The 12,945-nt window shown below is 54.5% G+C and carries 12 protein-coding genes; 11 read left to right on the top strand and 1 reads right to left on the bottom strand.

The window, feature by feature from the left end; translation table 11 throughout:
• Positions 1-107: 107 nt before the first annotated feature.
• The gene (locus CEK60_RS12290; RefSeq protein ID WP_089039269.1) at positions 108-905 is read right to left on the bottom strand and encodes a cytochrome C assembly family protein; all 798 of its coding nucleotides are present in this window, start codon (positions 903-905) and stop codon (positions 108-110) included.
• Positions 906-1,151: 246 nt separating this feature from the next.
• On the opposite strand from CEK60_RS12290, the gene ffh reads away from it, so the two are divergent.
• The 11 genes from ffh (at position 1,152) to CEK60_RS12235 (ending at position 12,843) form a co-directional block, all read left to right on the top strand.
• The gene (gene ffh / locus CEK60_RS12285) at positions 1,152-2,570 is read left to right on the top strand and encodes a signal recognition particle protein (protein WP_089039268.1); all 1,419 of its coding nucleotides are present in this window, start codon (positions 1,152-1,154) and stop codon (positions 2,568-2,570) included.
• 290 nt (positions 2,571-2,860) lie between these two features.
• Entirely contained in the window at positions 2,861-3,109 is a 249-nt protein-coding gene (gene rpsP, locus CEK60_RS12280) for a 30S ribosomal protein S16 (RefSeq protein ID WP_009724081.1), read from the top strand.
• Between the two features lie 73 nt (positions 3,110-3,182).
• Positions 3,183-3,728 carry a ribosome maturation factor RimM gene (gene rimM / locus CEK60_RS12275; protein ID WP_038480970.1) on the top strand — a complete coding sequence of 182 codons (546 nt, stop codon included), beginning with the start codon at positions 3,183-3,185 and terminating at the stop codon, positions 3,726-3,728.
• 101 nt (positions 3,729-3,829) lie between these two features.
• Complete coding sequence (gene trmD, locus CEK60_RS12270; protein WP_038486491.1) at positions 3,830-4,591, top strand: tRNA (guanosine(37)-N1)-methyltransferase TrmD; 762 nt, start codon at positions 3,830-3,832, stop codon at positions 4,589-4,591.
• 218 nt (positions 4,592-4,809) lie between these two features.
• Complete coding sequence (gene rplS / locus CEK60_RS12265) at positions 4,810-5,166, top strand: 50S ribosomal protein L19 (RefSeq protein ID WP_009724084.1); 357 nt, start codon at positions 4,810-4,812, stop codon at positions 5,164-5,166.
• Positions 5,167-5,288: 122 nt separating this feature from the next.
• A complete protein-coding gene (gene xerD / locus CEK60_RS12260; protein ID WP_089039267.1) occupies positions 5,289-6,170 on the top strand; it encodes a site-specific tyrosine recombinase XerD in 882 nt (293 codons plus the stop codon).
• Positions 6,145-6,936: a DsbC family protein gene (locus CEK60_RS12255; protein ID WP_089039266.1), complete on the top strand. Its 792-nt coding sequence runs from the start codon at positions 6,145-6,147 to the stop codon at positions 6,934-6,936. The genes xerD and CEK60_RS12255 overlap by 26 nt, the downstream gene beginning before the upstream one ends.
• Positions 6,937-7,022: 86 nt before the next feature.
• A complete protein-coding gene (locus CEK60_RS12250) occupies positions 7,023-8,339 on the top strand; it encodes a homoserine dehydrogenase (RefSeq protein WP_089040914.1) in 1,317 nt (438 codons plus the stop codon).
• Positions 8,340-8,342: 3 nt separating this feature from the next.
• Positions 8,343-9,731, top strand: a complete 1,389-nt coding sequence (thrC, locus tag CEK60_RS12245) for a threonine synthase (RefSeq protein WP_089039265.1) — start codon at positions 8,343-8,345, stop codon at positions 9,729-9,731.
• Positions 9,732-9,737: 6 nt separating this feature from the next.
• Positions 9,738-11,537, top strand: coding sequence for a single-stranded-DNA-specific exonuclease RecJ (locus CEK60_RS12240; RefSeq protein ID WP_089039264.1), 1,800 nt, complete (start codon positions 9,738-9,740; stop codon positions 11,535-11,537).
• Between the two features lie 73 nt (positions 11,538-11,610).
• Positions 11,611-12,843 (top strand): glycosyltransferase, encoded by a 1,233-nt coding sequence (locus CEK60_RS12235; RefSeq protein ID WP_089039263.1) that lies wholly within the window; start codon positions 11,611-11,613, stop codon positions 12,841-12,843.
• Positions 12,844-12,945: the final 102 nt, after the last annotated feature.

Below are 12,945 nucleotides of genomic sequence, written 5' to 3'. Positions count from 1 at the left end.
CTTTATGGCGTATTAGGCTCGATTTTTAGAAGTATGGAAGTGGCCTGTCAAGGCCACTGTTATCAACGCCAAATTAAATCAGTGCTGATAATGCGGTGAGTATAGGTTTAGCGATGGAGCAAGATTTCCAGGACAAACTTGCTGCCAAAGTAAGCCAGCAGTAGCAGTATGCACCCGCCAAGCGTCCAGCGCACAGCGCGCATGCCACGCCAGCCAAAACGATAGCGACCCACTAAAAGTGTGGTGAAAATAATCCACGCTCCCAGCGAAAGTACTGTTTTATGCACCAAATGCTGCGCGAACATATTGTCGAGAAAGATTAGTCCGCTGATGATCGAAAGTGTCAGCAATATAATGCCTGACCATACCAGTTCAAACAGCACTCTTTCCATGGTGGTGAGCGGTGGTAGCGATTGCACAATGCCACGAATATGGTGATGGCGCAGTGCTTGGTTCTGCAGGCCGACCAGCACCGCTTGAATCGCCGCAATTGCCAAGACGGCAAACGCCAGCGCAGAGCTGACGGCATGCAGTAAAATGCCGGGCGTTAAGCCGCTTTGGCTCCCCTGGCTCGGTAACCAAGTGGCAAAAATAAGCGCGATACCTGCGAGAGGGAATAGCACGATGCCAGCGTTGAGCACCGGCTTAAACAGGCTGGCGACGAGTACAACGTTGACGGCCACGGCCATCAGAAGCGTTGCGCTGGTTGTGAAACCAGGCAGTAGCCCTGGGGCTGAGCTAACAAGCTCCACGACCACTGGGATATGCAGTAAAAGCCCAAGCGCACCAAGTAGACGCACCATGCCCTGGCGTGGTGGCACGCGACGAAATAAGGTCATGCCCTGCCAAATGGCAGCGGCGACATAGAGTATAAAAGCGATCGTGGCGAAAGGGAGCGCCTGCATGATGCTATCCGTGCGCCTTGCAGCGCGTTGTTGAATCCAGTGTCATTGAATCAACGCTGTGAAAGTCAGCGGTGCTAAATCGTTCAAGCTAGAACAGTCTGCCTACTATAACCAATCATAGCGGCGTCGCACAGCCATCGATAACCAATGTTGACGACCATGGAGACTCGCGCGGCGAGCGCGTATAATCGATCCTACATTCGTCCGGTGTGACCGCCCGGCGACAACGACGGAGGCAGAGGCCCCATGTTTCAGAATCTGAGTGAGCGTCTTTCCCAGACGTTGAAGTCGATCAAAGGCCAAGCGCGGCTAACTGACGACAATATCAAAGACACCCTGCGCGAAGTGCGTAAAGCACTGTTAGAGGCAGATGTCGCCTTGCCGGTGGTGAAGGCATTTATTGAGCGTGTTCGTGAACGTGCTGTTGGCCAGGAAGTCTCAAAGAGCCTCTCGCCAGGCCAGCAATTCGTTAAAATCGTCCAGCAAGAGCTGGAAGCGATCATGGGCGAAGCCAATGAAGGCTTATCCCTAAAAGGCTCACCTGCGGTCGTATTGATGGCAGGCTTGCAAGGGGCGGGTAAAACCACCTCTGTTGCTAAACTGGCGCGTTACCTGCGTGAACGCGAAAAGAAAAAAGTGCTGGTGGTCTCCGCCGACGTTTATCGTCCAGCGGCGATTGATCAGCTAGAGACGCTGGCAAAAGAAGTTCAGGTTGATTTCTTTGCGTCTCGTTCCGATCAGAAGCCAGTGGATATTGCCACGGCGGCGATCAAACACGCCAAAATTCAGTTCCATGATGTCGTATTAGTCGATACCGCCGGGCGGCTGGCCATCGATGAAGCGATGATGGCCGAAATCCAGGCGCTGCATAAAGCAATTTCACCGGAAGAAACGCTGTTTGTGGTCGACGCCATGACCGGCCAGGATGCGGTGAATACGGCGAAAGCATTTCACGATGCACTGCCGCTGACCGGGGTGATTCTCACCAAGGCTGACGGTGATGCCCGTGGTGGTGCAGCACTTTCGGTACGCCATATCACTGGCAAGCCCATTAAGTTCATGGGGGTTGGTGAGAAAGTAGACGCCCTAGAGCCTTTCCATCCGGACCGTGTGGCATCACGGATTCTGGGTATGGGCGACATGCTGTCGCTGATCGAAGAAGCCGAGCGCACGGTAGATAAGGACAAAGCCGCCAAGCTGGCCAGCAAGGTCAAGAAGGGTGACGGTTTTGATCTGGAAGATTTCCGCGATCAGTTACAGCAGCTCAAAAAAATGGGCGGCATGGGTGGCCTGCTTGGCAAGCTGCCTGGCATGGGGCAAATGGCTGATATGGCACAAGGCCCTGGTCCGGAAAAAGAGCTTGGCAAGCTGGAGGCATTGATTAACTCAATGACCCCCAAAGAGCGCCGCAAGCCCGATATCATCAATGGTTCGCGCAAACGCCGTATTGCAGCGGGTGCTGGCCTGCAAGTACCTGACCTGAATCGCCTGCTAAAACAGCATAAGCAGATGCAGAAAATGATGAAAAAAGCAGGCAAAAAAGGCGGGATGCAGAAAATGATGCGCGGCATGTCGGGCATGATGGGCGGCGGCGGGCCGGGTGGTCCTGGCGGCGCCGGTGGCATGGGCGGTATGGGTGGCCCCGGCGGTCTTCCCTGGCGTTAAGCCATTGTTAGCAACGTTGTAACGTGCTTGGCAAGGTTGACGGCTTAAGAGTTTTCTGGCTGTCAGGCTTTCCAAGCAGAGCGCATTTGCGTAGAATGCGGCCTCTTCATGCGTGGGTGTTGGCAAAAATGCGCGAGCATCGCCTTACCATCTGCCAGTGAAGAACCTGATGGTACGCAGCAAATCACTGATTTTAGTCTGCAGTGCCGAGAAAATAGTATGACGAGTGTTCTGATAGCGATCTGCGCTATTGCACACTCTCGTAACCTCAACCGAAGGATAGTTATCGTATGGTTACCATTCGTTTGGCACGTGGTGGCGCCAAAAAGCGTCCCTTTTATCACCTGACTGTTACTGATTCACGCAACGCCCGTGATGGCCGTTTCATCGAGCGTATCGGCTTCTTCAACCCGGTTGCCCGTGGTCAAGAAGAGCGTCTGCGCGTTGATCTTGAGCGTGTTACTCACTGGCAGAGCCAAGGCGCCCAGTTGTCTGGTCGTGTTGCTGAGCTGGTTAAAGAAGCGCGTAAACAGGCTTAAGCCGGTTAATGCGTGACTGTCAGTAAGTGATAGTAGGTGATGTTGTCGTTGTAATTTGTTGGAGCGGTCGTCGATGACGCGTTTTGAAACTAGCCATACAGACGACGCACATGTGGTGCTTGGTAAGCTAACTAGCCCTCACGGGATTAAAGGTTGGCTTAAGGTCTACTCCTATACCAATCCCATAGACAGCATCATGGAATACCCAGAATGGTGGGTGCGCCAAGGGGAATCCCTTACGCGCATGACCGTGATTCAGGGACGTCGGCAAGGCAAGGGTCTTGTGGTGCAGCTAAAAGGTGTTGATGACCGAACGGCAGCCGAAGCGCTGGCGCAAACGGACATTCTGATGCCGAAAGAGGCACTGCCTACGCTTTCCGATGATGAGTATTACTGGCATGAGCTTGAAGGCTTAACTGTCTTCACTCAGTCAGGCGAGCGGTTAGGGCAGGTCAGTTACCTGTTTGAAACCGGCGCAAACGATGTCATGGTGGTGCGCGGTGATAACGACGCAATTGATAAGCGTGAGCGGCTGCTACCTTTCTTACCCGATGATGTAATTGTTGAAATCAGCCTCGAAGATGGCCGTATGGTCGTGAATTGGGATCCTGAGTTTTGAAAACAAGTTTGAGTAAGCAGTTGTCGAGCGAGCTCACAGTAACTGATTCAACTGTTACTGCAGCAAACGGTGAAGAAAGCAGCTTAACGGATGCTCCCGCGATGTGGATTGGCGTGGTATCGCTGTTTCCAGAAATGTTCGATGCGATTACCCAACAAGGTGTGGTCGGTCGAGCGGTAGAGAAACAGCGTATTGCCCTGGAGTTTTGGAATCCGCGCGATTACGCCACCGACCGCCACCGCAGCGTGGACGATCGCCCTTACGGCGGCGGCCCCGGTATGCTGATGAAGGTAGACACCCTGCGGGCTGCTATCTTTGATGCTCGGCAACGAGCAGAGCAAGCGACGGGACAATCGCCTACCGTGATCTATCTCTCGCCCCAAGGGCGTAAGCTGGATCAGCAAGGAGTTCAAGCGCTCGCCTCAGCAGGCCCTCTCGTAGTGGTCGCTGGGCGCTATGAAGGCATTGATGAGCGCGTGGTGGAAAGTGACATTGATGAAGAGTGGTCAATTGGTGACTATGTGCTGAGCGGTGGTGAGTTGCCAGCAATGGTGCTAATTGACGCGGCGGCACGGCTGGTACCCGGTGTATTGGGTCACCAGGATTCCGCTATCGAAGACTCGTTCAATGATGGCTTGTTAGACTGTCCGCACTATACCCGTCCTGAGACGATCGACGGGCGACAAGTGCCTGATGTGCTGTTAAGCGGTAATCATGCGGCCATCAAGCGCTGGCGGTTAAAACAGTCGTTAGGCCGTACATGGCAGCGCCGTCCTGATTTATTAGCAGGGCGTACGCTTGATGCCGAGCAGCAGCGGCTTCTAGACGAGTTTATCGAGGAACACGCTCTGTCAACTAAGTGATTGTTTTTCAATTGCATAGAACAGAGCGGCGGTGCAGGGCAAATTAGGCAGATAGTCTGTGAGACAGATAGTCTATGAGACAGTTAGTCTACAAGACTTAGCCTACGCACCTGCGTCACCCATAACGACTCCCGCGTAGCTCGCTTCGAGCGCCGGGATCACGGTTTGCCCCTTCCACAACTGCGTGGCAAGCCATTACGTTATTTAGGAGTATGAAAATGAGCAGCAAGAACAAGGTGATCCAGGCGATCGAATCCGAGCAAATGGGCAAAGAGATTCCGGCCTTTGCACCGGGCGACACCATCGTCGTTCAGGTTAAAGTAAAGGAAGGTACTCGTGAGCGTCTGCAGGCGTTTGAAGGTGTGGTCATCGGTAAGCGTAACCGTGGCCTGAACTCCGCTTTCACCGTACGTAAAATTTCTCACGGTGTTGGTGTTGAGCGTACTTTCCAGACCTACAGCCCGCTGGTTGACTCTATTGAAGTCAAGCGTCGCGGTGACGTTCGTCAAGCCAAGCTGTACTACCTGCGCGAGCGCAGCGGCAAGTCGGCGCGTATCAAGGAAAAGCTGGCTTAACTGCCACTTTTCACGGGCGCACGCTGTTTTGACATGCGTCGCGCTCGGATACCAAGACCCCGTCACCGCTTTGCGGGGCGGGGTTTTTGTTTGTGGTACCACCGTCAAGAGACCGTTAGCCTATGAGCGTGATAGATGCCTATCTAGATGCCCTATGGTTAGAGCAAGGGGCAAGCGACCATACGTTAGCGGCCTATCGGCATGACCTAACTGCTTGGCAACAGCAGCTCGAAAGTGCGGGAGAAACACTGTTAACTCCCTCGTCAGAGCGTTTTAGCGAGTGGTTGGAAGTACGTCGAGAACAGGGCTATCAACTACGCAGTAATGCACGGCTACTCTCGTCGCTGCGCAGTTTTTACCGTTGGGCACGGCTTTATGGGCATATTGCCAGCGACCCATTGGCCAATGTGGCGCTGCCGCGGGTACGCCCTAGCTTGCCGAATACCCTGGAAGAGGAAGAGGTTGAGCGTCTGTTGCTCGCCCCTGATATCAACACCTCGCTTGGCGTTCGCGACCGCACCATGCTTGAGCTGCTGTATGCCTGCGGGCTACGCGTGTCGGAGCTGGTTGGATTGACTGGCGATGCGGTCAATCTTCGCCAAGGGGTTGTTCGTGTCAGAGGCAAGGGCGATAAAGATCGACTGGTGCCAATGGGTGAAGAAGCGGCCGAGTGGGTAGAGCGTTACCTAAAAACGGCGCGGCCCGCGTTGATGCAAGATCCTACACGGCCCGCGCTGTTTCCAGGGCGGGCAGATAAAGCCATGACCCGGCAAACGTTTTGGCACCGTATAAAAGCCCACGCTATCACTGCAGGTATTACTCGGCCCTTGTCGCCTCACACGTTACGCCACGCATTTGCGACCCATTTATTGAATCATGGTGCTAATTTGCGGGTCGTACAGCTGTTGTTAGGTCATAGCGATCTATCTACAACGCAAATTTATACCCATGTTGCCCAGGCGCGCCTGGAGCAACTGCATGCCGAACACCATCCGCGAGGTTGAAGATACAATGCATCAACGTATGTCTTTAGTTGCTAAATCCTGTGCTTCTTGGCTGGCGCTGGCGGGGTGCTTACTGCCTGCTGTTGCCAGTGCTGATGCCGTGTCCGAGCAGCTGATGGAGAATTTACAAGTTAATGGCCAGTCAATGCCGGTGGAGCAGGTAAACGAAACGCCAATGGATGGGGTGTATCACGTAATCCTGGAAAGTGGGGAGTCTTTTTACTCCAATGCCGATGGCAGCCACTTTTTGGTAGGGGACCTCTATCAAAACGCGGATAATGGTTTGGTTAACTTAACCGAGCAGGCGCGTAACCAGGAAAGGGCTACAGTGCTGGCTGCCATTCCAGCGAGCGAGCGAGTCGTTTTTCAAGGTGTGGGTGAGCCGAAAGCCACGGTAATTGTGTTTACGGACCCTACCTGCCCATACTGCGAGCGCCTACATGAAACGGTGCCTGAGCTTAACGAGCGCGGCATTGCAGTGCACTATATGGCCTTTCCACGCGCAGGCATGGGCAGTGGTGCTGCGACGACGCTTGAGCAAGTGTGGTGTTCGGATAACCGTAGCGAGGCCATGACTCAAGCTAAACAAGGCCAAACGCTTGCGGCATCGGCAAACTGCGATAACCCCGTTGCCGATCAGTACGAATTAGGTAAAGCTGTGGGCGTGCAGGGGACGCCTGCGATTGTGTTGCCCGACGGGAAAATGGTGCCAGGGTTTGTACCCCCCGACCGGCTCGTTAGCATGTTAGGCTTGGAAGACGAATAACGTCACGAGTAGTGACGAACGAAAGCGCTGAGACACTGATTTAAGAGGCGGCACCTATGGGTGCCCATCACGAAAGGGGAAGTATTTTGAAACCGGTAAGAGTAGGCATTTGTGGGTTAGGTACGGTCGGTGGCGGTACATTTAACGTCTTAACACGTAATGCTGATGACATTAGCCGTCGTGCTGGCCGCCCGATTGTGATTGAGCAGGTTGCCCACCGCAGTATTCACCCTGACTGCGATATTACCGGCATTAATGCGACCTCTGACGTGTTTGAGGTGGCTAATAACCCTAACGTGGATGTGCTGGTAGAGCTGATTGGTGGCTACGATCTCGCCCGCGAGCTGGTGCTAACGGCGATTGAAAACGGCAAGCACGTTGTGACTGCCAACAAGGCCTTGATTGCTGTTCACGGTAATGAAATTTTCCGCGCCGCGCACAAAAAAGGCGTCATTGTTGCCTTTGAGGCGGCTGTGGCGGGCGGTATTCCGGTCATCAAATCGCTACGCGAAGGCCTTGGTGCTAACCGTATCGAGTGGGTGGCGGGCATCATAAACGGCACCGGCAACTATATTCTTACCCATATGCGTGATGAAGGTCGCGCGTTTGAAGACGTGTTGGCCGAAGCTCAAGCGCTAGGTTACGCGGAGTCTGACCCCACTTTCGACGTGGAAGGTATCGACGCTGCCCATAAATTGACCATCCTGGCGTCAATTGCCTATGGCGTACCGCTGCAGTTTGATAAAGCCTTCACCGAAGGTATTTCTCGCATTACTGCAGAAGACGTCGAGCAGGCCGATAACCTGGGTTACGTGATTAAGCATCTGGGCATCTCTAAACGGACTGATCAAGGGCTAGAGCTCCGGGTTCACCCGACGTTGATTCCGAAAGAGCGCCTGCTGGCGAATGTGCACGGCGTTAAAAATGCGATTGCTGTGATGGGCGATGCGGTTGGTCCAACACTCTATTACGGCGCTGGCGCCGGTGCTGAGCCGACAGCGTCTGCCGTCGTAGCCGACCTTCTAGATGTTGCCCGTGATATCGCCACGGACCACCACTACCGGGTGCCTTACCTAGCGTTTAGTGGCATCGACGATGATGCCAGTCAACTGCCCATTATGCCGATGGAAGATATCACCACCGCGTATTATCTGCGTCTGTTGGCGGTGGATCGCCCAGGTGTGCTGGCGCGTGTTGCCACCATTCTGGCCGAGCAGGGCATCTCTATTGAAGCGCTGATCCAGAAAGAGGCGACTGAAGGTGAGTTGGTGCCGATCATTTTGCTGACGCATCGCACAAAAGAGAAACAGATGAACGATGCTATCCGTGAAATCGAGTCCATGGCGGATATTGCTGGGCCGGTTACCCGTATTCGCGTTGAAAGTCTGAGCGAAGGGGAGTAACTCATGCGTTATATCAGCACGCGTGGCCAAGCGCCCGCGCTCTCCTTTGAAGAGGTCGTGTTAACTGGAATGGCCAGCGACGGCGGACTTTATGTGCCGGAAACGCTGCCCGAGTTTTCTAAGGAAGAGCTGGCCAGCATGGCTGGCCTTTCCTACGCCGAGATTGCTTTTCGGGTCATGAAGCCGTTTGTAAATGGTGAAATTGACGACGAGACCTTCCGTCGCTTGGTGACAGAAGCTTACGCCACGTTTAATCATGACGCCGTTGTGCCGTTAAAGCAGTTGGATGCCAATCACTTTCTGCTAGAGCAGTTCCACGGCCCAACGCTGGCGTTTAAAGATGTCGCGCTGCAGCTGCTAGGGCGGTTGCTGGATCATTTCCTGAAAAAGCGTGGTGAGCGTGCCGTCATTATGGGCGCGACCTCTGGGGATACCGGCTCGGCGGCCATTGAAGGCTGTCGCCACTGCGATAACCTCGATATTTTTATTCTCCACCCGCATAACCGCGTATCTGAAGTGCAGCGCCGCCAGATGACGTCGGTGCTCGCCAACAACGTCTTCAATATTGCTATCGAAGGCAATTTTGATGATGCCCAGGCAATGGTGAAGGCGAGCTTTGCTAATCAGGATTTCCTGAATGGCACGCGCTTAGTGGCGGTGAACTCGATCAACTGGGCGCGCATCATGGCGCAGATCGTTTACTACATCGCCGCTGGTGTTGCATTGGGCGCGCCTCAGCGAGAAGTGAGCTTCTGCGTTCCGTCGGCTAACTTCGGTAACGTCTTCGCAGGCTACATGGCGTTTAAGATGGGGCTGCCGGTGAAGCAGTTCATTATTGCCACTAATGCCAATGACATTCTGCATCGCACGCTTGCCGCCAATGATTTCTCCAAGAAAGAGTTGGCAGCGACCCTAGCGCCGTCAATGGACATCGTTGTTTCGTCAAACTTTGAGCGTTTGCTGTTTGATGCTTACGACCGCGATGGTGCCGCTGTGGCAGCGCTACTAGAACGCTTCCAGCAAGAGCCTACGGCGCTTGCCGATGCACCGCTGGCCAAGCTGCGCGAAAAATTCGCTAGCCATAGCGTTGATGATGCGACCATTCTGGAAGTCATTCGTGAAGCTCATCACCGTACTGGGGAGATCCTTGACCCCCATACGGCCACTGGCTATCGCGCTGCAGAGCGCGCACGCGTGGATACCACGACGCCGGTGATTACACTGGCTACCGCGCATCCGGCAAAATTCGCTGAAGCCGTGGTTAAGGCAGGCTTCCAAGGTGTGCCGTTGCCCACTCATATGGATGATTTGCTTGAGCGCGAAGAGCGTTACACGGTGCTGCCCGCTGAACTGAGCGCCGTGCAGCAGTTTGTCGCTGACAATCGGCGCTGAGGCGTCATGGCCGACGAACCAGCACTCACGCAGCAGAACGCCAATCAGCCACGCTTAGAGCCTCGTCCACTGGACGAGGCTATCTATGTGCGTGCCCAAGCGGAAGGCTTAAGCGAGCTACAAGCGCGGCTATTGGCCTCACGATTGCCGGGCTATAAGGGCGAGCTCGCACCCCTGGTGGCGCCGAGCTTGCGCTACTTGGCGCATCCAGAAAAGCTAGCCGATGGCCGCCGTGCCGCTGAACGTATTGCCCAGGCAGTGGCAGAAGGGGAATCCATCGGCATTCTCACCGACTACGATGTGGACGGCATCACCTCCCATGTGGTGATTCGGCGTACGTTGGTGGAGCTGTTTGGCGTATCTGAACACAAGTTACATAGTTTGATTGGCCACCGTATCCACGATGGCTATGGCATTAGCCTGCCGCTGGTGGAACGCACGCTTGCTTTAAAGCCGCTGCCCACGCTGGTGATTACTGCCGACTGCGGCAGCTCAGATGAGCCGCGAATCGCACGCTTGAAAGCTGCTGGTATTGATGTGGTGGTCAGCGACCACCACGCGCTGCCGTTGGAAGGCCCACCGCCTTCTGCCTATGCCTGTGTTAACCCGACACGCAGTGATTGTGACTATCCCGATAAAACGATCGCCGGGTGCATGGTGGCATGGCTTTTGATGTCACTTGCTCGTGGCGTATTGATTGAATGGGGGGCATTGCCTGATGCAACACCTAAGCTATCACCTTGGCTTTCTTACGTCGCGTTGGGCACCGTAGCGGACTGTGTTTCGCTGGGCGGTAGTCCGGCTAACCGCGCAGTGGTTAACTACGGATTAACGCTGATCAACCGTATGGACGCTGCCTGTTGGCGCGCCATGGCGGCGCGGCTTGGGGCAGATAGTGTGCCATTTAACGCTGAAACGCTGGCGTTCCAAATGGGGCCACGAATTAACGCTCGCTCACGGCTGGATGATCCCTATGCGGCGTTACACTTTATGCTCGCGGAAAGCGATAGTGTCGCCAATCGTCAGCTAGAAGTGCTTGATCAAGACAATCAGTCCCGCAAGGCGATTGAAGCGGACATGGCCGAAGAAGCGCGTGCGCTTGCCGTTTCGTCGCTGGAGGCTAATGAGCCTGCAGTGGTGGTACTGCTGGAAGATGGCCACCCTGGTGTGCAAGGTATTGTCGCTTCGCGGTTAGTGCAGGCCTATGGCCGCCCCGCGTTGGTGCTGACCCGCGCGGCGGCGCCCAATATGTTGACCGGTTCTGGTCGCTCGATTGATGGCCTGCACCTACGGGATGCGCTGCAACGCACCTTTGAGCTAGCCCCTGAGTCGCTACCGCGCTTTGGTGGCCACAGTGGGGCGGCGGGTGTCGGCGTACCAAGAGAGCAGTTAGCGGCCTTTAAAGCGGCATTTTTACAGGCCGTTGGTGAGCAGCTGGGCGATACACCGCTTTACCCGCGGCTATGGACAGATGGCGAGCTCTCTACGTCGCAGCTATCGCTGTTAACGCTAACCGAAGTTGAAGCGCTTGGCCCTTACGGGCGTGAGTTTGACCCGCCACTGTTTGAAGGGCGCTTTATTGTTGAAGCACTGCGTCCAGTCGGTGCTGAAGGTGCTCACCTGATGATGGAGCTTTCCATGGGCGCGGTGACCAGCAAAGCGATTTGGTTCCGGGCGTTAACGCCAGGCGAGCTCCCCTCCTTTAGCGTGGGCGACACGCTGCACTGCGCCTATAAGCTCAATCGCAACCGCTGGCGAGGGCGAGAGTCATTGCAGTTGATGGTAGAACACGCCAGCCCCGTCTAATCCTCGTTGCTATTCGCGGATTTTAGTCAGTGGACAACATCGTTTGATGGTTGAATAAGACAGGAAACTTGGTATGTCAGACTCGCTTAGTGGTAGCCATGTGGCTGCCAGACCGTCACGTATCCTGTTTTTCCCTCTGGGGTGGGTGCTTGCGCATACGGTACGTTGTATCGAGATAGCCAACGTGCTGCGCCAACGTGGGCACGAGGTGATTTTTGCGGGTGATGATCCTAACCATCCCAGCTCTCGCTTGAGCCTTGTTCAGGAAGCAGGGTTCCCTCTTATCTATGCTCGGGAGCCGAATCTTCCCGATATATGGTCACGCTTTCAACGTCTTGGCTGGAAAGCCTCCTTTTGGGATATGGTGCACCTACGCTATTGGGCGCCTCTGACCAAGATTATTGAGTCCCAATTGCAGGCTATCGAACAGGTCAAACCTGATCTAGTGGTGGGTGATGCCACGGTAAGTGCCAGTACCGCTGCGTACATTGCCGACGTCCCGTGTGCTGGCATCATGAATGGCTATGCCGCGAGGCTGTTAACGCCGCCAACACCGACCTACTACGCTGCTAAAGGCTTAGATCGCTATTTACTGTCTGGTATCCGACGGCGACTTTATCAGAAGTATCAGCGGCCAGACCGAAATGCCTTTGACATGCTCTATCACATGCCAATGATTTCGCCTGATTTACCAGGGCTCTACAGCTTGCCTAAACGGTTTCGCGATTATCATATGGTAGGGCCGATCTCTCCAGATCTAACGGCGCCGTTACCTGAATGGTTTGATGAACTCCAAGATGGCACGCCCAATATTTATATCACCATGGGCTCAACCGGGTTGTTAGAGCACTTCCTGCGCAGCACGTATCCCACGTTGGGAGCGCTGCCTTACCGTTTTATGGTGACCACCGGTGGTCAGGTAAGCGAAGAGGTGATGGATGCTGCCCCGAGTAACTTCCGTTTTACGCGCTATGCGCCTGGCTCGCAGCTCTTGGCTCATGCTCAAGCAATGCTATATCACGGTGGCAATGGCAGCATGTATCAGTCTTTAGCGGCGGGTGTGCCAATGCTGGCGCTGCCCGCCCACTATGAACAGCGTCTCAATGCTCAAATTGGCGTGCGCCAAAAATTCGGCTTGCAGATGTCGGTACGTAGAATTAATCCCAATAAACTGGTGCGACAGCTAGAGCGGCTAATGCATGAGCCCGTATTTCGTCAATCTGCCCAGCGTTTTTCAAGCACCGTGCAGAAAACAAATGGGGCAGTCAATGCCGCCAATATACTAGAGAGTGCGCTGGGTCGTTGATGAAATAAGCGCCATTGAGTCGGAAATACGTTCTCCCTTCCCGGTGATTCTCTGTAAGCACACTGACGTTGCAGAGTCTCTTGGAATAAGTGCTCGAATAAT

Origin of the sequence: Halomonas sp. N3-2A (assembly GCF_002216165.1) — a bacterium.
Taxonomy (GTDB): domain Bacteria; phylum Pseudomonadota; class Gammaproteobacteria; order Pseudomonadales; family Halomonadaceae; genus Vreelandella.
The sequence above is the reverse complement of the archived record's forward strand: the minus strand, read 5'-3'. Positions and strand labels throughout refer to the sequence as shown.

Coding starts and splice junctions, on each gene's coding strand:
- CEK60_RS12290 (WP_089039269.1), bottom strand. CDS start 905: ATGCAGGCGCTCCCTTTCGCCACGATCGCTTTTATACTCTATGTCGCC.
- ffh (WP_089039268.1), top strand. CDS start 1,152: ATGTTTCAGAATCTGAGTGAGCGTCTTTCCCAGACGTTGAAGTCGATC.
- rpsP (WP_009724081.1), top strand. CDS start 2,861: ATGGTTACCATTCGTTTGGCACGTGGTGGCGCCAAAAAGCGTCCCTTT.
- rimM (WP_038480970.1), top strand. CDS start 3,183: ATGACGCGTTTTGAAACTAGCCATACAGACGACGCACATGTGGTGCTT.
- trmD (WP_038486491.1), top strand. CDS start 3,830: ATGTGGATTGGCGTGGTATCGCTGTTTCCAGAAATGTTCGATGCGATT.
- rplS (WP_009724084.1), top strand. CDS start 4,810: ATGAGCAGCAAGAACAAGGTGATCCAGGCGATCGAATCCGAGCAAATG.
- xerD (WP_089039267.1), top strand. CDS start 5,289: ATGAGCGTGATAGATGCCTATCTAGATGCCCTATGGTTAGAGCAAGGG.
- CEK60_RS12255 (WP_089039266.1), top strand. CDS start 6,145: ATGCCGAACACCATCCGCGAGGTTGAAGATACAATGCATCAACGTATG.
- thrC (WP_089039265.1), top strand. CDS start 8,343: ATGCGTTATATCAGCACGCGTGGCCAAGCGCCCGCGCTCTCCTTTGAA.
- CEK60_RS12240 (WP_089039264.1), top strand. CDS start 9,738: ATGGCCGACGAACCAGCACTCACGCAGCAGAACGCCAATCAGCCACGC.
- CEK60_RS12235 (WP_089039263.1), top strand. CDS start 11,611: ATGTCAGACTCGCTTAGTGGTAGCCATGTGGCTGCCAGACCGTCACGT.